Source organism: Chryseobacterium sp. GW823-FHT05E08, from assembly GCF_058795655.1.
This window is the reverse complement of sequence record NZ_JBXAHY010000006.1, coordinates 139,523-162,722: the sequence shown is the minus strand read 5'-3', so window position 1 is coordinate 162,722 and position 23,200 is coordinate 139,523. Positions and strand designations below refer to the sequence as shown.

Here is a 23,200-nt window from a genome sequence, read left to right as displayed (position 1 = left end):
TTATGAATTTCAAGTTTACATTATATATCGTACTAGGATTTTTGTTTTCAAATTTGAGTTTGAAAGCGCAAAATCAGTTTAAAGATTTCGAGAAAGAAAAGACGTATATACAGACCAATCATGTTTTTTATAAACCTGGTGAGGAAATGTACTTTAAAATTTACATTGTAAAAGCAGAAAATAATCTTCCTGCCGATCAAAGTAAGGTCGTAAATTTTGAATTAATTGATCCAAGCGGAAGCGTCATTAAAAAAGATAAATACGAAATTAAAAACGGCTATGCAGAAGGATATTTATATTTTAATGATGAAATGAAAGGCGGAATTTACAAGATTCGTGCTTTCACAAATTGGATGCAGAATGAAGAAGGCAAAAATGCATTTGAAAAAGAAATTACTTTACAGAAAATTGTTTCCCCAAGAATTTTGATGAAGCTCGATTTTCCTAAAAAAGGGTACGGAGCAGGAGATGAAGTATTGGCGGATTTTTCGATGAGAAGTCTGAGCAACTTGCCGATTCCTTTTTATGAAGCGGATTTTACAGTGATGCACAACGGTGAAATCATTTCACAAGGAAAATTAATTACGGATAAAGAAGGAAAAAAACAGTTGAAATTCAATCTTCCAGCAGTTTTAAAATCTTCGGATGCTTTGTTGAATATTAAAGTAAATTTTGATGGATTTACAGAGTCCATTTCCAGAAATATTCCGATTGTTTTGAATAATCTTGATATTAAATTTATGCCTGAAGGCGGAACTTTCATCAATGGAATCGAACAAAATATTGCTTTCAAAGTTTTAGATGAATTTGAAAAACCTGTTGATGCCGTTTTAGCGATTTTTAACCAAAATAATCAAAAGGTTGCAGACGTTTCAGCTTATAATTTCGGAATGGGAAATTTTCTTTTTACACCTGAAAAAGGTGAAAATTATTATGCTAAAGTTATAAAACCGGAAAATATCACCCAAGTTTATCAACTTCCGATAGTTAAAGATGAAGGTGTTGTTTTTAACGTAAATAAAGAAAATGGAAAGATCAGTTTTAAAATTATTTCAACAGATGAAAGAAATGTTGTTGTGAAAGGAAGTTTCCGTGAAAAAGAGGTTTACACGAAATTATTTTCTTTAAAAAAGGGATTGAATGAATTTCAAATTTCAGAAAACGAACTTCCGATCGGAATTTGCAGATTTACCGTTTTTGAAGTTGAAATTCCTCTTGCCGAACGTATCATTTTCGCCAATGAAAACAAGCAGATGAATGTGAAAATAACACCAATCAAGAAAAATTATCTTCCAAGAGAGAAAGTGATTGTAAACGTTGAGACGACAGATGAAAATAATCAACCGATTCCCGCCAATCTCGCTATAAGCGTAATTGATGACAAGCTTTGGACATATGCCGACGATAAGCAAAATCATATCATCTCTTGGTTTTTAATGGATTCTGAATTAAGAGGAAAAATTGAAAAACCACAGTTTTATTTTGACAAAAAAGAAGAAAAAGCAAAAAGAAGTCTTGATTTGGTAATGCTTACGAACGGTTACAGATATTTCGAACTTATTCCTAAAATTATTAAAAATCAGAAATATAAATATCTTCCGGAAAAGAAAAATCCGATCTACGGAATTGTAGAAGATGAAAATAAAAATCCTGTAAAAGCTGAGGTTTATTTGGTCAATGGTTCATTGATCAAAAAACAGGTCACTTCAGATGACGGAACGTTTTATTTTTCAGATTTGAATGGAGGAAATTCTTATAATCTGGTTGCAAAGTCTTTTCAGCCAAAACAGGAAGTTAAGATCAGAATTTTGTCATATAAATTAGCTGTAAATCCACTTGCCAAAAAATCGTTGAACAATGTAAATGTAGAAGAAGTGGTGAAGGAAGCCGTAAAAGAAGCGGATAAAAAATTAACTAACGAAGAAAAAAATAAAAGTCGTACGGAAACCCGTACCAATACTTCCAAATTGAGACGTTTAAGTGATACCGTAAAATCACAGAATATAGAGGAAGTTGTTGTTTTGGGATATTCTCGTATGTCTGTAAAATCGAAATCAACCGCAGCAACGGTAACAGTAGAAAATAATGATTTTCAAAACTCTAATATAGCTTCAGTTTTGAGCGGTAAGGTTGCCGGGCTTATTATAAATACGACAAATGGTCTACCGGGAAGTCCTATTAATGTACAAATAAGAGGATCTGCTTCGATTTCTAATAAAACTCCTTTGTTTGTGGTGGACGGTATTCCGGTAGAGAACTTTAAAACGACGATTAACCCTGATGATATTAATAGTATTACAGTTCTTAAGGATGCTGCTGCGACTTCTATTTATGGAAGTCAGGGAGCAAACGGAGTTATTGTCATCAATTCTTTCAAAAACCGAATGTCCCACATCAAATTTGATATTACTCCAAAATCATATTATGCTGTGATGACCATTCCTCGAGATAGTTTGGTGAGATATTCCTACAGTAGAGATTTCTACTATCCCATTTACCAAACGACAAATACCTCATATCGACACGATTATAGAGAAAGTATTTATTGGAATCCAATTGTAGAAACCGATAAAAACGGAAAAGCTCAGGTTGAATTTTATAATTCTGATGCCAATACAGCTTTCAGGATTATGACGGAAGGAATTTCGTCTTCGGGATTAATTGGAAGGGACGAAACAGCTTATGCCGCGCAAAGTCTGATCTCAATTGATGCTAAAATTCCGCAATATTTAACGAGAACAGATCAAATGACTATTCCTGTTGTGATTAAAAATAATTCGTCCGAAACCAGAAAAATGACAATGGATGTGATAGTTCCAAATCGAGTTAAATTGATGAAATCTGATAGTATTATTACGTTAAAGCCATTAGAATCTGGAAGATTATTTGTGCAAATACAAACAGATGAAATTATTAATTCTAATATTCAGTTTAGCGTGAAGTCAGATGATTTCAGGGAGACGATGATTCTTCCTTTTGGGGTTGAAGAAAAAGGTTTTCCACATTATTATTCGATCATTAATAATAAAACCGAGGATATAAAAATTGATATTCCGGAATATATCAACAGAAGTTTTTTCGCATCATATTATGTTTATGAAAATACAGCATTACAGATGTTTGAAGATATAGAAAGACTTAAAAGAGAACCTCACGGATGTTTTGAACAGTTGTCCTCAACGGTTTATCCTAATATTTTTATTCTGGATTATTTAAAATCTGTCAAGAAAATTACACCAGAAACAGAAAGTTTTGTCATTAGAAACATGAAAAAAGGCTATCAGAAAATGTTGAGTTATAAAAACAGGGATGGCGGTTTCGGATACTTCAATTCTGCGGAATCTGATGTGGCAATTTCTGCTTTTGCTTTGCTGGAATTTAGAGATTTAAAAAAATATGTGAATATTGATTCAAAACTAATTCAAAACCTTACCAATTTCATTTTATCCAAGAAAAATCAAAACGGAATTTTTGAAGTAAGAAAAAGTTATGAAATCAATCATCCTTATTCTGAATTTGCATGGTCGAGAAATATGTATGTTTTATATGCTTTGTCTAAAATCGGCTTTAAAAATGAGCTGGAAGATTCGTATAAAATCAGCTTAAATAAAGCTTTAGCAACTAAAGATTCTTACCAATTGGCTTTAATGGCTAATGCATCTGTCAATCTAGGAAAGACAAAAGAATATGAAACAATTTTGGGTCTTTTAAATAAACAATATGAAGAAAAAAATGTAAAGACAAAAACAACATTCACAGGATCTGGTGGAATATCTGCCAACGCAGAAACATTGTCGCTGTATGTCATGGCTTTACAAAAAGATGAAAAATTAAATCAGTTAAAAATCGCAGAAGTTGCTGATGAATTAATCAATTACAACGGATATTACGGTTTTGGTTCTACACAGGCAACAACGTTGGCATTGGAAGCTTTAACTCAGTTTTTTGCTAAAAATGAGAAGCTGTATGGTAATGAAAAACCTAAAATAAAGATCAACGGAGCGGAAGTTAATGTCAATAATTCATTAGGATCTGCCTTTAAAACGGGCGAAAATACAATCATTGTAAATTACCCGACTCAAAAAGGTCTTCCTTATAAATTGGATTATCAATATTTCACATTGCAGGCTCCGAAAAGTACTGATATTCCTTTAACAATGGAAACCAAATTAAAATCTGAAATTTCAAAAGTAGGAGAGACGAACAGAATGACGATTTCAATTAAAAATAAAATCAACGGTCAATTGCCGATGACGACAGCCAAAATCGGAATTCCTGCCGGATTGACGTTGCAAAATGCATTGCTGAAGGATTTGATTGATAAAAAACAGATCGCTTATTATGAAATTTTTGATAATTATCTGGTTTTATATTGGGAACATTTTGCCGCCAATGAAACGAAAGTTATCAATCTAGATTTAAAAGTAGAATTTGCCGGTGAATACACAGGAAAAGCGAACAACGTATATCTTTATTATATGCCCGAATCTAAGTTCTGGAATGAAGGAATTAAAGCTAAAATAGAACCTTAATTGAGAAAAAATTAAAATAAACTGAAACTTTTTTTAATTTTTGCATCTACTATATAAAGCTTGATTATCAGGTTTAATTGTGCCCATCAAATTTATTTATATTTAATAACGAAAAAATGATAATGAAAAAAATTAGTATATCAATATTGGCTTTGGCTTTATTAGGAAGTTGTAAGACCAAAACTGTTTCAGACTCTACAAAAGAATCAAAACCTTTAAGTGTAAAAAAAGATAAAGATCAGGACGGAATTCCCAATAAATTAGATCAATGTCCGGAAATTGCCGGACCTGTGGAAAACAACGGCTGTCCTTGGCCAGAGACGGATGGTGACGGTATCATCGACAAAGACGACGCTTGCCCGACAGTTGCAGGTCCTGCGGAAAATAATGGTTGTCCTTGGCCTGACACAGATGGCGACGGAATTCTGGATAAAGATGATGCCTGCCCAACAGTTCCCGGAATGCCGGAATATAATGGTTGCCCGAAACCGAAACGAGTGACAGCAGAGGAAATTTCATATTCAATAGAAAGTGTCGCAATGGTAGGTTCACAGAAAAGGCAAAAGGGTAATGTTCTTTCAAAACCTGTAAAACAGGCTAAAACTGCAACAGATAATAAAGTTTACAATAAGAAAATTACGACAACAGCCTCAAAAAAAGGGGTAAAACAAATCAGTAATACCGACGAAGAATACAATTCATTGGTTGAAAATCCTTTTGAATCAACCAAAAATCAGCCTGTTTCTACGTTTTCTATTGATGTGGATAATGCTTCTTATTCCAATATCCGAAGAATGATCAATTACGGAAGTATTGTTGATAAAGATGCGGTGAGAATAGAGGAAATGATTAATTATTTTAAATATGATTATCCTCAACCTGAAAATAAACAACCTTTCGGGATCAATACAGAATACAGCGATTCTCCATGGAATCCTAATCATAAACTGTTGAAAATTGGACTTCAGGGTAAAAATCTGGCGATGGAAAATCTTCCGAATTCCAATATTATTTTTCTGATTGATGTTTCAGGTTCTATGGACGAGAGCAATAAGCTTCCTTTGTTAAAATCTTCGCTTAAAATTTTGTTGGATCAACTCAAACCACAGGATAAAGTCGGGATTGTTGTCTATGCTGGAAATGCCGGAACTGTTTTGGAACCGACTTCTGCTGCAGAAAAAGAAACGATTATTAAAGCATTAGATAAACTTCAGGCAGGTGGAAGCACAGCAGGAGGAGAGGGAATTGAATTGGCTTACAAATTGGCTCAGGAAAATTTTATTAAAGGGGGAAATAATCGTGTAGTTTTGTCTACAGACGGGGATTTCAATGTTGGGATTTCTTCCGAAAAAGGGCTTGAAACTTTAATTGAAGAAAAAAGAAAAACCGGAATTTTTCTTACCTGTCTGGGCTACGGAATGGGAAATTACAAAGACAACAGACTGGAAACTCTAGCAGATAAAGGAAATGGAAACTACGCTTATATTGATAATTTACAGGAAGCTAATAAGTTCTTAGGAAGAGAATTTGCAGGAAGTATGTATACCATTGCTAAAGATGTGAAAATTCAGATTGAATTTAATCCGAAATTTGTAAAATCGTATCGATTAATTGGTTATGAAAACAGAAAATTAAGAAATGAAGATTTTACAAACGATAAAATTGATGCAGGAGAATTGGGAAGCGGGCACACGGTAACTGCTTTGTATGAAGTGATTCCTACAGGTGTAAGTTCTGCATATGCTCCAAAAGAAAGCAAGTTAAAATATTCTTCAACTTCAACGACAGAAAATTTTGGAGATGAATTGGCGACTGTAAAGTTCCGTTACAAAAAGCCTGATGGAGATAAAAGTACAGAGATCACAAAAGTAGTGAAGGATTCTAATGAGTCTATTTCACAATCGAGTCCGGATTTCAAATTTGCAACTTCTGTTGCCTGGTTCGGGTTGGTTTTAAGAGATTCTAAATTAATCAAAGAAAAAGATCTCAATACAATTGAAGATTTAGCCAAAGAAGGGAAAAATAAAGATGAAGAAGGCTACAGATCTGAATTTATAAGATTAGTTGAAAGCTATAAAGCAATCAAAAAATAAATATAAAACAGGCATTCACATCGGATGTCTGTTTTATTTTAAAATAGACTTTCAAATATTATTGAAAGTTCAAGAATTATTATTACATTTGTAACAGAAATTAAAAGATCAAACAAAATGCAACTTTCAGAAGCTAAAGAAAAATATATTCAGACTTGGGGAACATTCGCTACGAATTGGGGAATCAACCGTACGATGGCGCAGGTTCACGCTTTGCTTTTGGCAAGTGGTAAAGCATTGTCTACCGATGAGGTGATGGAACAGCTTGAAATTTCAAGAGGAAACGCCAATATGAATCTTCGCGCTTTGATGGATTGGGGAATTGTGAAAAAAGAATTCGTAAAAGGCGAAAGAAAAGAATATTTTTTAGCTGAAAAAGATGTTTGGTATCTATTCAAACAAATTACAAAAGAGCGCAGAAAAAGAGAAATCGAACCTGTAATTTCCTTTTTAGAAGAACTTAAAAATATTGAAGATAAAGATTCTGAAGGTGCCAAAGAATTTATTAAATTAATGGATGATTTTAGCTCGGTAACAGGAAAAATCAACAATATTATGGATCTGGCGATCAAAAGTGATGATCACTGGCTGGTCGGAAAGATTACCAACTTATTAAAATAAAAAGGACTTCAAAATCCTTTTTTATTTCAGATAAACTTTCAAAAATTATTGAAACTATAATATTTATAAAATGTTCAATATTATTTCATACTTGCTTTTTCTTTCCATCAGTTCTTATATCACGATCGATGTGGGCAGAAGATGCTTTAATTCCGGAAAAGTGTATTTGGAATATCTGATCAAAGACAAACATTTTTGCTTAACGGTCAACAGAATACTTTTAGGGAGTTATTATTTGGTCAACCTCGGCTATATCGCTATCAGCTTGAGTTCTTGGGGGAAAATAACAAGTATGGAAGAAGTTTTGGCAACTGTTTTTAGCCGTATCGGATACATTATTTTGATTCTTTGCTTTTTACATTTTACAAATATTTTCATGCTTTACATTTTAAGAAAAAAATTAACAATAAAATAAAATTATCATGACTACAACTATCCTTACCCAAACGTACAACTTTTCAGCGTACATGATCTACTTACCAATTGTAATCGCACTTACGGTTTTGGTTTCTCAATTTCTGTTTAAAAATTCAAAAACTTTTATGATTGATATTTTTCACCAGAAAGAAGACATCGCAATGGCAACAAATTCACTCTTTAAAATTGGTTTTTACCTTTTAAATATTGGATTTGCCTTATGTATCATCGAGTTTTTTCAAATCGAAACCGTTGAAAGACTTGTAGTTGCTTTAAGCAAAAAGATCGGTGGTTTTTCAATTTACTTAGGAATAATGATGCTTTTAAACCTGTTACTTTTCTTGAAAGGTCGTAAACACGCCATGAATAAAGAGAAAGCCAAAACTGAAGAACTTGCTAATTCCGAAAATTGAATATTATGAAAAATTTAATCATTCATTTATTTTTAATCCTTTATTTCGGAGGAAAAACAAAAAAAATAGACTTTTAAAAATATAATACTATGAAAACTCTTTTACAATATGAATCAAAGATTCAGCAGATACTGATTGCATTATTTATCGTCACCATCATCACAATAATAGTGTTTAAAAAAGATCTCTTTTCGATGCTATTTATAATTCAATTTTTTGTTATGGCAATTATACAATATACTTTAAATACAGTCAAATTTTTCAATAAAAACTATGTGAGGACAGACTCTCGAAAACTGTATATGTTTCTTTCGACATTTGTAGTTTTAGGTTTTCTTACTTGGAAACTGTCTTTTGTTTTTCATTGGGATGCTCTCGATCAACTATCAGGAATTATGGCTTTGTCTTGGACAATTCTTACCCCAATACTTATTTTTCAATCATTATTCATTAGTTTATCTGATTCTAAAAATAAGAAAGATAATAAAAATTGATTTTAGCGAAAAATTCCAATCAATTGGAATAATAAACTTTAAAAAACAAAAAAATGAATCATCTCGAACTCACAAAAAAAGTAGAATGGAAAGACCTCAAAAAACTTTCTGTCAAAGAAATGCTGATTGAAAATAATATCAGTTTGCCATGGCTTTTGATTTCACTGTTTTTGGCTTATAAAGGATATTATTGGATTGCGCTTCCGTTTTCGGGATTCTATTTTCTGACCGCATTGAGACAAGTTCACAATGGTTTTCACAATTCCTTGGGAACAGGAAAATTTCTAACTTGGCTGTCAATGTATCTCAACAGTATTTCAATGATAGCTTCGATTCATGCTGTGAAATTCAATCACATCAGACATCATAAATTCTGTCTTTCAGAAGAAGATTATGAAGGGAGATCTGCTTCAATGAAATGGTATGAAGCTATTTTTTATGGTCCAAAACATATGTTTTTAATTCATTGGATCACTTTCAAATTGGCAAATAAAAATTATAAACGGAATATGATTTTAGAATTAATTTCGATTTTAGCTTTTGTATGTATCGCTTTTTATTTTAACATTAACTTTTTGATATATCACATTTTAATTATGTTTTTTGGAGAATTTTTAATGGCATTTTTCGCAGTTTGGACAGTTCATCATGACACTCATGAAAATCCAAACATCACGAGAACGCAAAGAGGATTTTGGAAAAAATAAACTGACATTTAGTATGTTTTATCACATGGAACACCATCTTTTCCCTGCAGTTCCGACAATAAAATTACCCGAACTCGCAAAAAGAATAGATAAAGTTTTGCCTGAATTAAATAAAAAGCAAACCTTCTAACAGAATTCGGAAATCGCAACGAGACGATTTAACAGAGGATGAAATCCTATCAATCATAAAAATAAACATAAATAAAAATGTCAACCATCCATCTAAAAACAATCATCAAATCCGATATTCACACCGTTTTCGACTTAGCAAGAGACATTGATTTACATCAAAAATCAACTTTCAAAACAGGTGAAAAAGCGATCGCCGGTCGAATTTCAGGATTAATTGAAGAAGGCGAAACGGTGACTTGGCGGGCAAAACATTTAGGTGTTTATCAAACCCATACCTCAAAGATTATCAGCATGGAAAAACCTTATCAATTCACAGATATCATGTTAAAAGGAACTTTTAAATCATTTAAGCATCAACACATTTTTAACCAAGAGGGCAAAAACACAATAATGACTGATATTCTCGAATTTGAATCCCCATTTGGAATCATCGGAAAACTTTTCAACCATTTCTTTCTTAAAAATTATATGAAAAATTTTCTGTTAGAACGAAATAAATTAATCAAAATGACCTCAGAGTCTATTGCGAGCCACAAAGTGGCGACTTAATAAAGTATGGGATGAAATCCTATCAAATAAAAAGCCATCAATTAATAACAATCAACGATCAACAAAAATCATGAACTTCCTAAAAGCCGAATGGCGAAAATTAGCAATCATAAATTTCGAAATCAATCCGGAAATTCTAATAAAATACCTTCCCGAAGGTACCGAACTCGATTTCTACAAAGGAAAATGTTATATAAGTTTGGTTGGCTTTATGTTTTTAAACACAAAATTATTAGGATTTCCAATTCCTTTTCACAGAAACTTTGAAGAAGTTAATTTGAGATTTTATGTCAAGAAAAAAGAAGGAAATGAGTGGAAAAGAGGTGTAGTTTTCATCAAAGAAATTGTTCCGAAACCTGCTTTGAGCTTTGTCGCAAATTCAATTTACAAAGAAAATTATAAAACCATGCCGATGGAAAATTTTATTAATGAAAAAGATGGAGAACTGTTAATAAAATACTCTTGGAAAGATAAAACTTGGCATTCAATAGAAATCACCGCTGAAAGCGAATTACTACCAATGCAAAATAATTCAGAATTTGAATTTATCACCGAACATTATTTTGGTTTTACAAAAAGAGAGAACAAAACTTCAGAATACGAAGTCTGTCATCCAAAATGGAATTATTATCTGGTCAAAAATCATCGGCTAGAAATTGATTTCAATAAGATCTACGGAAAAGATTTTGGATTTTTAAATAATCAAAAGCCAATTTCCGTAATGCTTGCAGAAGGCTCTGAAATTGAAGTGAAAACTAAAAAATATCTAGTTTAAAATATGTCCCAAAAACACTTAGTATTAGCGCTGTCATGCTGAGCCTGTCGAAGCATCTCAACAAAAAATCATTAACTTGTAACCAACAACTATCAACCAAACCAAAATGAAAATAATCATCGCTGCCGGAACCGGTTTCCTAGGAAAAAATCTGGAAAAATATTTTACAGAAAAAGGAAATGAAGTTTATATTTTAACAAGAAATCCAAAACGTAAAAACGAAATTCATTGGAATGCCAAAACTTTAGGCGAATGGAAAAATTGGATTGAAAATGCTGATGTTCTAATCAATCTCACAGGAAAATCTGTCGATTGTCGATATACCGAGAAAAACAAAAAGGAAATTTATTCTTCAAGAATCAACAGTACGAAAGTGCTTCAACAAGCCGTTGATCAATGTGTTAATAAACCTAAAGTTTGGTTGAATGCAAGTTCAGCAACAATTTACACACACTCAGAAACACAATTAAATACAGAAGAAAACGGAATCATTGGCGACGATTTTTCCATGAATATCTGCAAAAGCTGGGAAAAAGAATTTTTTACTGTTAAAAATGAAGATGTGCGAAAAGTAGCGTTACGAACTTCGATTGTTTTAGGCAACAACGGAGGTGCTTTTCCAAAATTAAAATTGATTACAAAATTAGGGCTGGGCGGAAAACAAGGACGAGGAAATCAAAATGTAAGCTGGATTCACATCGATGATTTTTGTAAAGCGATCGAACACATTATTAATAACGAAAATATGTCCGGAGTAATCAACGTAACTGCTCCAAATCCTTTGCCTAATGAAGAATTTATGAGGAAATTAAGAAAAGAAATGAAAATCCCATTTGGATTAAATGCTCTTGTTTGGCAATTAGAAATTGCGTCAATTTTCTTAAAAACCGAAACAGAATTATTATTAAAAAGCAGAAACGTTTATCCCGAAAAATTAATCAAAAACGGATTTGAATTTTCTTATCCAAATATCGAATCTACATTTAAAAATTTATCTTAAACTATATCTTGATCTCAACCTAAATCTTTTATGACTTTTGTGGTTTTAATAAATGATGATTAAATTAGCGAAAACTAAACGGTAATGTTAATCAGACAAAAAGCAAAAACCATATTTCTTTCCTCAATCCTCATATCATCCACTTTTTTTTCACAGGCTCACAATGTTTCGGAGGGCTACCAAAAACCGACTGATCCGCTTGTTATTCAGAATCTTGAAAACTGGCAGGATTTAAAATTCGGATTGTTTATGCATTGGGGAACTTATAGTCAATGGGGAATTGTCGAAAGTTGGAGCCTTTGTCCTGAAGATGAATCGTGGACGCAGCGTAAATCCGAACACGGAAAATCTTACAATGAATACGTGAAAAACTATGAAAATCTTCAGACGACTTTCAATCCGACTCAATTTAATCCTCAAAAATGGGCAGATGCAGCAAAAAAAGCCGGAATGAAATATGTGGTGTTCACAACAAAACATCATGATGGTTTTACTATGTTTGATACGCAACAGTCTGATTATAAAATTACTTCACAAAAAACGCCTTTTTCTAAAAATCCGAAAGCGGATGTAACGAAAGAGATTTTCAATACATTCCGAAAAGGAGGCTTTAAAATTGGAGCCTATTTCTCAAAACCCGATTGGCATTCTGATGATTATTGGTGGTCGTATTTTCCGCCAAAAGATAGAAATGTCAATTATGATCCAAAAAAATATCCTGAAAGATGGAACAATTTCAAAAATTTTACATTTAATCAGCTAAACGAGATCACTTCAAACTACGGTAAAATCGATATTCTTTGGCTAGACGGAGGTTGGGTTCGCCCATTCAACACCATCGATCCAAAAGTAGAATGGCAAAGAACGATCAAGGTCGAACAGGACATTGACATGGATAAAATCGGAACAATGGCGCGAAAAAATCAGCCCGGAATTATCATTGTAGACCGTACCGTTCCCGGAAAGTGGGAAAATTATGTGACACCCGAGCAAGCCGTTCCTGAGCACGCGCTTTCGATCCCGTGGGAGAGCTGTATCACGATGGGTGACTCGTTTTCTTACGTTCCGAATGACAATTATAAATCATCTCAGAAAATCATTGAAACTTTAGTGAAAATCATTTCGAGAGGTGGAAATTACCTGATGAATATTGCTCCCGGACCCAACGGAGACTACGATGCCATCGTTTATGAAAGATTAAAGGAAATCTCAACTTGGATGGATAAAAATCAGTCTGCTGTTTTTGCAACAAGAGCTGTTGCACCTTATCATGAAGGAGATTTTTATTATACTCAAAGCAAAGACGGAAAAACAGTTAATATTTTTCACATTGATGAAAAAACGAATTATCAGGCTCCATCAACTTTAAAATTTACAATTCCTGAAAATTTTAAACCAAAATCATTGAAAATATTAGGAATTTCCTCAAAAATTCAATGGAAAAAATCAGGAAATTTTATTGAAATAAATTTACCAAAAGAAAGAACTCAATTAAAATATTCAACTGTAATTCAGATCACACAATAGTTTGATTTGTAATTAAAATGACATAGGGAATCGGAGCGTTAAGAAAATAAAGTCTGTGAACGTTAAGAAAATTCTACTGTTTGAGCGCGACACAAATCGTTAACTGAAAAACCACTATTAAATTCGCGCGAGTTTTAGAATTTTTAGAGAACAGATTTTATTTTTAGCGGAGAGTTCCAAGTCTTGAACTTTTGGTTCTTTTGTTTCAAGACAAAAGAACTGATTTTAAACTAAATTATTTACGATGCCTTTTAAACTCAGATTTAAAATTATAGTAATTTCATTATTGAGCATTACATTTATTAACGCTCAAAAACCCTTATATAAAGATTCAAAACAGCCTGTAGAAGCTAGAGTTCAGGATTTGTTGAAAAGAATGACTCCCGAAGAAAAATTCTGGCAGTGTTTCATGATTCCCGGAGATTTGGACAATGTTCCGAAAGGTCAATATTCCCACGGAATCTTCGGATTACAAGTGAGTGCAGGAAATCAAGGAGGTGGAATTGCAGGGCAATTGCTGAAATATAATGCCAATGAAGATGCAGAAAGATTGGCAAAAAAAATCAATGCAATTCAAAAATATTTTGTGGAAGAATCACGGTTGGGAATTCCTATTATCCCTTTTGATGAAGCTTTACACGGATTGATGCGTGAAGGCGCAACGGCTTTTCCACAAGCGATTGGTTTGTCGGCGACCTTCAATCCTGAGTTGATGAAAGAAGTTTCAACAGCGATTGCAAAAGAAACGAAATTGAGAGGAATTCGTCAGATTTTAACACCTGTTGTCAATTTGGCGAGCGACGTTCGATGGGGTAGAACGGAGGAAACGTATGGTGAAGATCCGTTTTTGACTTCCGTGATGGGTGTAAATTTTGTCAGTTCATATGAAAATCAGGGAATTATTACCACTCCAAAACATTTTTTAGCGAATGTCGGAGAAGGTGGAAGAGATTCATATCCAATTCATTGGAGCAAAAGATATTTGGAAGAAACGCATTTGATTCCTTTTCAAAAAGTCTTTAAACAAGGGAAAAGTCGCTCGGTGATGACCTCTTACAATTTGCTGGATGGGCGACCTTCAACGGCAAATCATTGGTTATTGACCGAAAAATTAAAAAAAGATTGGAATTTCAAAGGTTTCGTCATTAGTGATGCAAGCGCGGTAGGTGGAGCAAATGTTCTCCATTTTACGGCAAAAGATTATGATGATGCTTCTGCACAGGCGATCAATGCAGGTCTTGATGTAATTTTCCAGACAGAATATCAACATTATAAATTGTTTATTCCACCATTTTTGGATGGAAGGATTTCACAGGAAAGAATTGATGATGCCGTCGCGAGAGTTTTAAGAGCAAAATTTGAATTGGGTTTGTTTGAAAATCCTTACGTTTCCAGTAAAGATATTGAAGAGTTAAAGAAATTAAATCACAAACCCTTAGTAGAAAAAACAGCCATTGAATCTTTTGTTTTGCTTCAAAATAATAATCAAACGCTCCCGATTTCGGAAAATATTAAAAAGATTTTAGTGATTGGAACTGATGCTGTTGATGCAAGATTGGGCGGTTATTCCGGGCCGGGAAACAAGAAAGTGAGTATTTTGGATGGAATTAAAAATTTCACTAAAAATAAAAATATTGAAGTAAATTATTCAAAAGGAATTGATTGGAGCTTGAAGAATTTCACAACCGTTCCAGCTGAGTTTTTATCTTTTGAAAATCAAAAAGGTTTGAAAGGAAATTATTTTTCCAATTCTGATTTAAAAGGAAATCCCGCTTTTGAAAAACAGGACGAACAATTAAATTTCAAATGGACTTTATATTCTCCAAATCCTGAAAAGCTACAACCCGACAATTACAGCGTTCGATGGACAGGAAAATTAGAAGCTCCAAATTCAGGAAAATATCAGTTGGGTTTAAGAGGAAATGATGGCTTCAGATTATATGTAAATGGAAAATTGTTGATTGACAATTGGGAAAAGTTGAGTTATTCCACCAAAACTGTTCATATAGATTTTGTAAAAGGTCAAAAATCTGATATTGTCATTGAATTTCATGAAAACAGAGGAGAAGCAAATATTGAATTGATCTGGAATTATGGCTTAAATGATTATCAGAAAGATTTTAATAATGCTTTAAAATTAGTTCAAAATGCAGATTACATCATCGTTACGGCGGGAATTCATGAAGGTGAATTTCAGGATCGTTCTTCGTTGAGTCTTCCCGGAAATCAGGAACAATTTATTCAGGAAGTTTCAAAATTAAACAAACCGACAACAGTTGTTTTGGTTGGTGGTTCTGCAATAAAAACTACGGATTGGAAAGATAAAGTCGGGGCTATTTTAGATGTTTGGTACCCGGGAGAAGAGGGTGGAAATGCCGTTGCAAAAGTGCTTTTCGGGGTAGAAAATCCATCGGGGAAATTGCCGATTACGTTTCCGATTGAGGAAGGGCAGTTGCCTTTGACGTACAATCATCACCCGACAGGACGCGGAAATGATTATTATGATTTGAGCGGCGAAGCGTTGTATCCGTTTGGTTTTGGATTGAGTTACACAACTTTTGAAATTTCTGATTTACAATTAAATAAAACAAAATATTCTGAAAGCGAAACGATTGTTGCTAAAATTAATGTTAAAAACACAGGCTCGAAAGCGGGAAGCGAAGTCGTTCAATTATATGTAAAAGATTTGCTGGCTTCGGTTTCAAGACCGATTATTGAATTGAAAGGTTTTCAAAAAGTAGAGCTAAAACCGGGAGAATCAAAGCAAATTTCAATTGAAGTTCCAATTCAGGAATTAAAATTTTTAGACGAAAAAATGAATTGGATTGTCGAAAAAGGCATGTACAGGATTTTTATCGGAAATTCTTCGAAAAACCTGCCGTTGAAACAAAATATTGAGATTCAATAATTTTAGATTATATAGGATTAAGATTCTATAACTTTCTTAAATGAAATACCTTTATTTATCTTTAAACATAATAGTAGATTAAAATTTTTGTTTGGCTTGGCGGTAAAATATATGGTATGATATCTGCACTTAAGAAGTGAAATTTTTTAATTTAAATATTCATTTTAAAATATAAATGTCATGAACAAATTTTTCATTTTATCCGCATTATTTTTAGGCCTGTCAATGAATGTTTCTGCTCAGAAAACGCAGGATCAAATCAATAAAGAATATGCTGAACAGTATAGAAAAATCAATGAAAATTCTAAATTATCAGGTCCTGAAAAGGCTAGATTGAAAAAGCAATTGGCTTTAAAACAAGATCAGGATAATAAAATATATGATTTAGCTTACAAGAAAAAATACGGAACTTCTAAAGATGGTAGAAAAAAGCAGGTTGAAGATAAAATTGATCAATTAGAAAAAAAATACGACAAAGAAAAAGATCTGATTGACAACAATAAAACTTTAACAAAAACTCAGAAAAAAACTAGAAAAGAGGCTCTGAAAAAAAGATACGAAAGTCAAAAAGAAGTATTAAAAAAAGAGAAGGATAAAATTTAATGGTACGATATATGTAATATTCACTACGAATCCGAATGAATTTAATTAAAAGTTTAAAATCATTCATAAATATAAATATCATGAACAAGTTTTTTATATCAACAATTTTATTAGTAGGATTATCAATGAATATTTCAGCACAAAAACATCCTACGCCACCACCACATCCTTCAAAAAGTGAATTGATTAATACCAAATCACGTGAGCTTGATAAAAGATATAATCAGGAAAAGAAATTGATTTTGAATCATCCAATTGCTTCAAAAAAAATGAAACAGGAACAGTTGAAGGCTCTAAATGAAAAATATAGAAGTCAAAAAAGATTACTAAAAAAAATGTAATAACAGACATTTCTTGAAATTATTAAAATTGAAATAGGTTAATTCTATATATCAGGTTTTGATGAATTTCAAATTAAAATAAAAATTTATTAAAGAGAACGTGTTTTATGTTCTCTTTTTTTGTTGGAAATATAATAAAAACAGGCTTTATTATGCATTGCCTCATGAATTTTCAGAAACATGAAACATCCAATATTTTTCCTTAAATTCGCATTAAAATTTTTAAGCTAATGAACTACGATATTATTGTCATCGGAAGTGGTCCTGGTGGATATGTTACAGCTATTAGAGCGGCACAATTGGGTTTCAAAACTGCAATTATCGAGAAAGAAAATCTAGGAGGAATCTGCCTTAACTGGGGATGTATTCCAACAAAGGCTTTGTTGAAATCTGCTCAGGTTTTTCATTATATCAACCATGCAGAAGATTATGGTTTGAATAAAGTGGAGCCAAGTTTTGAGTTCCCAAATGTAATTCAAAGAAGCCGTGGCGTTGCTAATAAAATGAGTAAAGGGATTGAGTTCTTAATGAAAAAGAACAAGATCGACGTTATTCTAGGAACTGCGAAAGTTTTAAAAGATAAAAAAGTTTCTGTTACAGATAAAGACGGTAAAGTGACTGAATATGCTGCAAGCAATATCATTATTGCAACCGGAGCACGTTCTAGAGAATTGCCAAACTTACCTCAAGACGGTAAAAAAGTAATCGGATACAGACAGGCATTATCTCTTCCTGAGCAGCCAAAATCTATGATTGTTGTAGGTTCTGGAGCTATTGGTGTTGAGTTTGCTGACTTCTATAACACAATGGGAACGAAAGTAACTGTTGTTGAATTTATGCCAAACATCGTTCCTGTGGAAGATGAAGATATCTCTAAGCACTTAGAAAAATCTTTGAAAAAGACAGGGATTGAAATTATGACTAATGCTTCTGTAGAAAGCGTTGATACAAGTGGAGAAGGAGTGAAAGCTACTGTGAAAACAGCTACTGGAACTATTACTCTTGAAGCTGATATCTTATTATCTGCTGTTGGTATCGCTGCAAACATAGAGAACATCGGTCTTGAAGAAGTTGGAATCCAAACGGATAAAGGTAGAGTTTTAGTAAACGAATGGTACGAAACTTCTGTTCCGGGTTACTATGCGATCGGAGATATTATCCCGACTCAGGCTCTTGCTCACGTTGCTTCTGCTGAAGGAATCACTTGTGTTGAAAAAATCAAAGGAATGCACGTTGAGAAAATCGACTATGGCAATATCCCTGGATGTACTTACTGTCACCCTGAGGTTGCTTCTGTAGGTCTTACTGAAAAGCAGGCGAAAGAAAAAGGTTACGAAATCAAAGTTGGTAAATTCCCTCTTTCTGCAAGTGGAAAAGCTACTGCAAACGGAAACACAGATGGTTTCATCAAAGTTATTTTCGATGCTAAATACGGCGAATGGTTAGGTTGTCATATGATTGGTGAAGGTGTTACTGATATGGTTGCTGAAGCTGTTGTTGCTAGAAAACTAGAAACTACAGGTCACGAGATCATCAAATCTATTCACCCGCATCCAACGGTTTCTGAGGCTATCATGGAAGCTGCTGCTGCTGCTTACGGAGAAGTTATTCATATTTAATATGGCTTCTAAATAACGATAAATTATTTACACTATATTTAAAAGCTCAGATTCGTTCTGGGCTTTTTTTATAAATGATACAACTATGAAAAAAATTATTTTATTACTGGCGTTTGTTTATTGTAATCTTCTTTTTTCCCAAAAGGAAGATAAATATCAGGAAGTATATTTTCCTGTAAAATATGTATTAAAAAGTTCTAAAGACACCATAAAAACGAAGATTCTGAATATTGGATTTTATACAAACGAAGAGTTTTCTCCCGCAACTTATATTAAACAGATGACGGTTTTAGATCCTTCAGGAAAAAGAATAAAAGTAAACGAAGATGATGTTCAGTATATGGAAATTGTTGACCTTAAGAAAGTTGAAAGAAAATTTATAAATGGAAAATCTATATTTTCTAAAGATCTTGGATTACTACAGGTGAAGTATAATGGAAAGAAAACAGCTTGGTATAGAAAAAGCTCTTATTCAGGGCCCATCTATACTTATGAAACAAATGATACCGATTATGTATTATTCCGTAAAGATAAAAGTGTAATTGAAATGCATTTAAAGATGCGGGGCTCTATTACTCAGCTCAAAGAAAAATTAAACGGTTATCCTGACTTATCAGCTTTAGTAGACGTTGTGATTGAAGATAAAGATATATTAAACATCCTTAAGCTCTACGACAAAAAATAAATATAGAGGAACCACAGATTTTTGTCTGTGGTTTTTTTATGCATTAAATATTTATATTTTTAAGATAAATGAAAGAATTATTAAAATAATTTTAAAATCCGCATTTTTAGAAAAATTAATCTCATTTTCTCCTTACGTTTTCTTAATTTTATTCTATGAATTTTGAAAAAACAGGACTGGTTTTATCTGGTGGCGGAACGAAGGGCATTGCCCATGCAGGAGTTTTAAAATTCTTGAAAGAAAAGAATATCAATATAGATGTTTTAGCATGCTGCAGCGCGGGTTCCATTGTCGGAAGCTTGCATGCAGTGGAAAAAACACCTGAGGAGATTTTAGATTTTTTTCAGTCCATCTATTTTTTCAATTGGAAACATTTTGCCTTCAATCAGCCGGGATTGGTTTCTTCGGTGATTTTTAATAATTATTTAAGGCCTATTTTTCAGGATATGAAAATTGGAGATTTAGACAAAGAAGTAAAAATTGTAGCGACAGAATTGGTTTCCGGAACTCAGAAAATTTTTGACAATAGTTTTAAGGTGACAGATGCTGTTATTGCTTCATGCTCTATTCCGGGAGTTACAACGCCTTATATTTTGGGAGAAGAAATGTACTGTGATGGAGGAGTTTTAAATAACTTTCCCGCAGACATTATCAGAGATGAATGCGATCAGTTGATAGGTGTTTTTGTATCTCCGCCTCATGATATTAAAATTAATGATTTAAAAACGATAAAAGCTATTGTTTCAAGGTCTTATGATCTTCTTTCATATAGAGTTGAGAAATCGAAATTCGAATATTGCGACTGGTTTATATCTTCACAGGACTTATCAAGTTATGGAACTTTCGAACGTAAAAAAGACCGTTTGGAAGAGATTTTTAATATAGGGTATAATGCAGCAAAGGACAGTTTTGCAGAAAGTAGTTTCTTTCCAAAATTAAAACAGTCAGGAACATAATAAAAAGAAACTCCCACTTTAAAATGGGAGTTTTTATGCTTAATTTTTTACGACTTGTCCGTCTTGATTGACGATCGTTTTTCCTGTATTGTCATCAACTTTTAAAGTGTAAGGCGCTTTTTTCGCTGAATTAGTTAAATAATTTCTCCAAACTTGGTAAGTAAAAGCGTTATTTACAAATTCATAGTAATAGTTACCGCCGGTACCATCAGGAATCAATTCTCCGTCTGGAATAATCATACTTGGCTTTGAAGTAATTTTTGCATTGGCAGCCCAAGATTGGTACAAATATTTACCGTTGGGTTGTTTATCAATTCTTATTTTAAATTTTTTAGTTTTAATAATTACCGTTTTGGGTACTTTTTGATAATTTGCAGTAACTGTTGATGATTTTGGTGATTCGTTTTTAATTTCGGTAGCATACGCCAATGAAAATTGAGCAATACAAAATGCTCCCAAGAGAATTTTTTTGATCATTGTAATGAGTTTTGATTTAGTTGGATATTCTCAAATTTAATGCCAATTCACGAATTTTTTGTTCAATGAAAATTTTATTGGTTTAATTAAATTTAAAGAGATATTTTAAATGAAAAAATCCTACAACTTGCAGGATTTTTTATATTTGATTTAATTATTAATTTCTTCTGTTACGCTTACTGTTTCAGTCTGAGTATAACTTGCAAAAGCTTCTTCCAGGCTTCCAAATTTGCCTTTAAATTCGTCAATCGGACAATCCTGAAGAATATTTCCTTTGTGAATAAGAATCACACGCGAACAAAGCGCTTCAACTTCCTGCATAATGTGCGTGGAAAGCAAAACCGTTTTTTCTTTGCCGATTTCTTTTACAACATTTCTGATCTCGATGATTTGATTGGGATCTAAACCATTCGTTGGTTCATCCAAAATCAATAAATCAGGTTGGTGAATAATGGCCTGTGCTAAGCCAACTCTTTGTTTATAACCTTTAGAAAGCTGACTGATTTTCTTAGATTTTTCAGGCGTAATGCCAACTAATTCAATCACCTCATCAACTCTCGATTCAGAAATTTTATGAATATTTGCGACAAATTGTAGGTATTCTTTAACATACATTTCCAGATAGAGCGGATTGTTTTCAGGTAAGAATCCAATGTTTTTCTTACTTTCAATCTCGTGTTCAGAAATGTTTTTTCCATTGAAAATTATTTCACCTTCATCTATTTTCAAAGCACCAACGATGGATTTCATTAGAGTTGATTTTCCGGCTCCGTTCGGGCCCAGAAGACCGATGATTTCGCTTTTATCAATTGAGATATTGATGTTGTTAAGTGCTGTTTGTTCACCAAATTTCTTGGTCAGATTGATTATTTGAAGTGACATAAATGAAAACAATGTTTTTACAAAAATAGAAATAAAAAACTCATCCGGGAAGAATGAGTTTAATTATGTTTTGTAAAGATTGATTATTTTTTATATTTCTTGCTTTTTGGCGTAGAAGACTGCGTTTTCGCAGGAGTATCATTCAATGGTATGGCTGTACTTGTTGAAGAGTTATAGCTTGTTGTGCCCATTGTAGAATTTGTTTTTGCTGCAGCTCTCTCATACAATGCAGATTTGCCGTTTGTTTTTCCAAAAAGCTTATCAACCTGTTTTTTGTTCAGAAACTGCGATTTTCCAACATATTTTTTGTTCTTATTAATATATTGAATAAACTGAACAGTAGGCTGCCCGAAGTTTTTCTCGTAATGGAGCTCAATAATGTCGTTAGGAAGTTCCAAAACAATATTTCCTTCCGGAGAATCGATGAAGCCGTCGGTAATCATTTTATATAAACCTTCAACATCTTTATTCATATTTTGAAATGAAAAAGATCTGAAAGTATTTAGATTAGCGGTATTAAGATCCTGATAGTTGATCGTAAATTTATCGTCTTTTTTATATAAACCAACGGAATTATCTTTGCCAATTTCCACTAAAGTTTCGTTTTTCAAGACCTTAATCTGTGAAAAAACCGAAATACCGAACATGCAAGTAAATAGTAGAATTATTTTTTTCATGTGATGATTTTTAATGTTTTATAATTTGGTATATCTAAATTACTAATAAAAACGCTAAAAAACAATTTTTATTCCTGTCAGCAAAAGTAGCATTTTTTTTTAATATCTATAATGAAGATACTGTTAATACTATGCCTTTCATTCTAGTATATCTCTAGTCTATATTCCTTTATTAATGAGGGTTTTATAAGGATTTTGACTGCAGATTGTAATATAAAGCTCACGAAGTTATAATAAATTTGTTTTAATATGTAATTTATTAAAAGACAGTTATTAACTAATTTTATTCACTTATAAATGAATTTTAATTTAAATTAAATGTTAATTCTGCGCTTTAAGTATTAAGATAAACCAATTTTTAGATAAGAATACTTTTAAACGATTTGAATTAGATATTTCAAAATCAGTGATTGTCGTTTTGCCGGCTTCTGCCAAAGAACGGGAAAATTGTAAATTAAACTTTTTTTCATGTGTGATATTTAAAAATTAAGGGAGCAAATTTAGCTAAAATATTCAACGTTATTTATGATACATCTCATTTTGATTAAAATTGATACTGTTAATTTTTTATCAACTATTTGATGATCCACAAGAAAGATATATTTTTGCAATCGAAAACATATAATCATAGGCTGATGATCATGTTGTTTTTACTAAAAAAACTAAAAACTAAAATCGAAAACTAATTAAATCATTAAAATGAAGAAAACTACACTTTACTTTACTAATTCGTCAAAACTAATTGTTTCCAACAATTTAAAATAAGAGTAAATCCTCAAAATTTCTTTAAAC

At 32.5% G+C, this 23,200-nt stretch carries 21 protein-coding genes; 18 read left to right on the top strand and 3 right to left on the bottom strand.

Annotated elements, in window-relative coordinates; genetic code table 11:
• The first annotated feature begins 2 nt into the window (after positions 1-2).
• The 18 genes from AC1Q7L_RS18830 to AC1Q7L_RS18745 all read left to right on the top strand — a co-directional run bounded on the left by AC1Q7L_RS18830 (position 3) and on the right by AC1Q7L_RS18745 (position 20,372).
• Positions 3-4,532, top strand: coding sequence for a TonB-dependent receptor plug domain-containing protein (locus AC1Q7L_RS18830; protein WP_492307374.1), 4,530 nt, complete (start codon positions 3-5; stop codon positions 4,530-4,532).
• Positions 4,533-4,654: 122 nt separating this feature from the next.
• On the top strand, positions 4,655-6,625 hold the full coding sequence (locus AC1Q7L_RS18825; protein ID WP_492307375.1) for a vWA domain-containing protein: 1,971 nt from the start codon (positions 4,655-4,657) through the stop codon (positions 6,623-6,625).
• A gap of 117 nt (positions 6,626-6,742) precedes the next feature.
• A complete protein-coding gene (locus AC1Q7L_RS18820; RefSeq protein WP_072410050.1) occupies positions 6,743-7,246 on the top strand; it encodes a GbsR/MarR family transcriptional regulator in 504 nt (167 codons plus the stop codon).
• 70 nt (positions 7,247-7,316) lie between these two features.
• Positions 7,317-7,661: a hypothetical protein gene (locus tag AC1Q7L_RS18815; protein ID WP_345199831.1), complete on the top strand. Its 345-nt coding sequence runs from the start codon at positions 7,317-7,319 to the stop codon at positions 7,659-7,661.
• A gap of 7 nt (positions 7,662-7,668) precedes the next feature.
• A complete protein-coding gene (locus tag AC1Q7L_RS18810) occupies positions 7,669-8,076 on the top strand; it encodes a hypothetical protein (protein ID WP_492307376.1) in 408 nt (135 codons plus the stop codon).
• A 302-nt stretch (positions 8,077-8,378) separates the two neighbouring features.
• The gene (locus AC1Q7L_RS18805; protein ID WP_410694008.1) at positions 8,379-8,570 is read left to right on the top strand and encodes a hypothetical protein; all 192 of its coding nucleotides are present in this window, start codon (positions 8,379-8,381) and stop codon (positions 8,568-8,570) included.
• 53 nt (positions 8,571-8,623) lie between these two features.
• Entirely contained in the window at positions 8,624-9,277 is a 654-nt protein-coding gene (locus tag AC1Q7L_RS18800; protein ID WP_492307377.1) for a fatty acid desaturase, read from the top strand.
• On the top strand, positions 9,219-9,407 hold the full coding sequence (locus tag AC1Q7L_RS18795) for a fatty acid desaturase (protein ID WP_492329394.1): 189 nt from the start codon (positions 9,219-9,221) through the stop codon (positions 9,405-9,407). Before AC1Q7L_RS18800 ends, AC1Q7L_RS18795 begins: the two co-directional genes overlap by 59 nt.
• A 77-nt stretch (positions 9,408-9,484) precedes the next feature.
• Positions 9,485-9,958 carry an SRPBCC family protein gene (locus AC1Q7L_RS18790; protein WP_492307378.1) on the top strand — a complete coding sequence of 158 codons (474 nt, stop codon included), beginning with the start codon at positions 9,485-9,487 and terminating at the stop codon, positions 9,956-9,958.
• 70 nt (positions 9,959-10,028) lie between these two features.
• A complete protein-coding gene (locus AC1Q7L_RS18785; RefSeq protein ID WP_492307379.1) occupies positions 10,029-10,733 on the top strand; it encodes a YqjF family protein in 705 nt (234 codons plus the stop codon).
• A gap of 106 nt (positions 10,734-10,839) precedes the next feature.
• On the top strand, positions 10,840-11,733 hold the full coding sequence (locus tag AC1Q7L_RS18780) for a TIGR01777 family oxidoreductase (RefSeq protein ID WP_492307380.1): 894 nt from the start codon (positions 10,840-10,842) through the stop codon (positions 11,731-11,733).
• A gap of 84 nt (positions 11,734-11,817) precedes the next feature.
• On the top strand, positions 11,818-13,260 hold the full coding sequence (locus AC1Q7L_RS18775) for an alpha-L-fucosidase (protein WP_492307381.1): 1,443 nt from the start codon (positions 11,818-11,820) through the stop codon (positions 13,258-13,260).
• A 244-nt stretch (positions 13,261-13,504) separates the two neighbouring features.
• Positions 13,505-16,168 carry a glycoside hydrolase family 3 N-terminal domain-containing protein gene (locus AC1Q7L_RS18770; RefSeq protein ID WP_492307382.1) on the top strand — a complete coding sequence of 888 codons (2,664 nt, stop codon included), beginning with the start codon at positions 13,505-13,507 and terminating at the stop codon, positions 16,166-16,168.
• Between the two features lie 180 nt (positions 16,169-16,348).
• The gene (locus AC1Q7L_RS18765; RefSeq protein ID WP_492307383.1) at positions 16,349-16,771 is read left to right on the top strand and encodes a hypothetical protein; all 423 of its coding nucleotides are present in this window, start codon (positions 16,349-16,351) and stop codon (positions 16,769-16,771) included.
• An 80-nt stretch (positions 16,772-16,851) separates the two neighbouring features.
• Positions 16,852-17,112 (top strand): hypothetical protein, encoded by a 261-nt coding sequence (locus AC1Q7L_RS18760; RefSeq protein ID WP_492307384.1) that lies wholly within the window; start codon positions 16,852-16,854, stop codon positions 17,110-17,112.
• A 230-nt stretch (positions 17,113-17,342) separates the two neighbouring features.
• A complete protein-coding gene (gene lpdA, locus AC1Q7L_RS18755; protein ID WP_492307385.1) occupies positions 17,343-18,731 on the top strand; it encodes a dihydrolipoyl dehydrogenase in 1,389 nt (462 codons plus the stop codon).
• A gap of 85 nt (positions 18,732-18,816) precedes the next feature.
• Positions 18,817-19,416 (top strand): hypothetical protein, encoded by a 600-nt coding sequence (locus AC1Q7L_RS18750; protein WP_492307386.1) that lies wholly within the window; start codon positions 18,817-18,819, stop codon positions 19,414-19,416.
• 155 nt (positions 19,417-19,571) lie between these two features.
• Positions 19,572-20,372 carry a patatin-like phospholipase family protein gene (locus AC1Q7L_RS18745; protein WP_492307387.1) on the top strand — a complete coding sequence of 267 codons (801 nt, stop codon included), beginning with the start codon at positions 19,572-19,574 and terminating at the stop codon, positions 20,370-20,372.
• Between the two features lie 39 nt (positions 20,373-20,411).
• Here AC1Q7L_RS18745 and AC1Q7L_RS18740 read toward each other — a convergent pair whose 3' ends face one another.
• The 3 genes from AC1Q7L_RS18740 to AC1Q7L_RS18730 form a co-directional block, all read right to left on the bottom strand.
• Complete coding sequence (locus AC1Q7L_RS18740; RefSeq protein ID WP_492307388.1) at positions 20,412-20,849, bottom strand: hypothetical protein; 438 nt, start codon at positions 20,847-20,849, stop codon at positions 20,412-20,414.
• A 150-nt stretch (positions 20,850-20,999) separates the two neighbouring features.
• Positions 21,000-21,731, bottom strand: coding sequence for an ABC transporter ATP-binding protein (locus AC1Q7L_RS18735; protein WP_492307389.1), 732 nt, complete (start codon positions 21,729-21,731; stop codon positions 21,000-21,002).
• An 83-nt stretch (positions 21,732-21,814) separates the two neighbouring features.
• Positions 21,815-22,408 carry a hypothetical protein gene (locus tag AC1Q7L_RS18730; protein WP_492307390.1) on the bottom strand — a complete coding sequence of 198 codons (594 nt, stop codon included), beginning with the start codon at positions 22,406-22,408 and terminating at the stop codon, positions 21,815-21,817.
• Between the last annotated feature and the right edge of the window lie 792 nt (positions 22,409-23,200).

Coding starts and splice junctions, on each gene's coding strand:
- AC1Q7L_RS18830 (WP_492307374.1), top strand. CDS start 3: ATGAATTTCAAGTTTACATTATATATCGTACTAGGATTTTTGTTTTCA.
- AC1Q7L_RS18825 (WP_492307375.1), top strand. CDS start 4,655: ATGAAAAAAATTAGTATATCAATATTGGCTTTGGCTTTATTAGGAAGT.
- AC1Q7L_RS18820 (WP_072410050.1), top strand. CDS start 6,743: ATGCAACTTTCAGAAGCTAAAGAAAAATATATTCAGACTTGGGGAACA.
- AC1Q7L_RS18815 (WP_345199831.1), top strand. CDS start 7,317: ATGTTCAATATTATTTCATACTTGCTTTTTCTTTCCATCAGTTCTTAT.
- AC1Q7L_RS18810 (WP_492307376.1), top strand. CDS start 7,669: ATGACTACAACTATCCTTACCCAAACGTACAACTTTTCAGCGTACATG.
- AC1Q7L_RS18805 (WP_410694008.1), top strand. CDS start 8,379: ATGTTTCTTTCGACATTTGTAGTTTTAGGTTTTCTTACTTGGAAACTG.
- AC1Q7L_RS18800 (WP_492307377.1), top strand. CDS start 8,624: ATGAATCATCTCGAACTCACAAAAAAAGTAGAATGGAAAGACCTCAAA.
- AC1Q7L_RS18795 (WP_492329394.1), top strand. CDS start 9,219: ATGACACTCATGAAAATCCAAACATCACGAGAACGCAAAGAGGATTTT.
- AC1Q7L_RS18790 (WP_492307378.1), top strand. CDS start 9,485: ATGTCAACCATCCATCTAAAAACAATCATCAAATCCGATATTCACACC.
- AC1Q7L_RS18785 (WP_492307379.1), top strand. CDS start 10,029: ATGAACTTCCTAAAAGCCGAATGGCGAAAATTAGCAATCATAAATTTC.
- AC1Q7L_RS18780 (WP_492307380.1), top strand. CDS start 10,840: ATGAAAATAATCATCGCTGCCGGAACCGGTTTCCTAGGAAAAAATCTG.
- AC1Q7L_RS18775 (WP_492307381.1), top strand. CDS start 11,818: ATGTTAATCAGACAAAAAGCAAAAACCATATTTCTTTCCTCAATCCTC.
- AC1Q7L_RS18770 (WP_492307382.1), top strand. CDS start 13,505: ATGCCTTTTAAACTCAGATTTAAAATTATAGTAATTTCATTATTGAGC.
- AC1Q7L_RS18765 (WP_492307383.1), top strand. CDS start 16,349: ATGAACAAATTTTTCATTTTATCCGCATTATTTTTAGGCCTGTCAATG.
- AC1Q7L_RS18760 (WP_492307384.1), top strand. CDS start 16,852: ATGAACAAGTTTTTTATATCAACAATTTTATTAGTAGGATTATCAATG.
- lpdA (WP_492307385.1), top strand. CDS start 17,343: ATGAACTACGATATTATTGTCATCGGAAGTGGTCCTGGTGGATATGTT.
- AC1Q7L_RS18750 (WP_492307386.1), top strand. CDS start 18,817: ATGAAAAAAATTATTTTATTACTGGCGTTTGTTTATTGTAATCTTCTT.
- AC1Q7L_RS18745 (WP_492307387.1), top strand. CDS start 19,572: ATGAATTTTGAAAAAACAGGACTGGTTTTATCTGGTGGCGGAACGAAG.
- AC1Q7L_RS18740 (WP_492307388.1), bottom strand. CDS start 20,849: ATGATCAAAAAAATTCTCTTGGGAGCATTTTGTATTGCTCAATTTTCA.
- AC1Q7L_RS18735 (WP_492307389.1), bottom strand. CDS start 21,731: ATGTCACTTCAAATAATCAATCTGACCAAGAAATTTGGTGAACAAACA.
- AC1Q7L_RS18730 (WP_492307390.1), bottom strand. CDS start 22,408: ATGAAAAAAATAATTCTACTATTTACTTGCATGTTCGGTATTTCGGTT.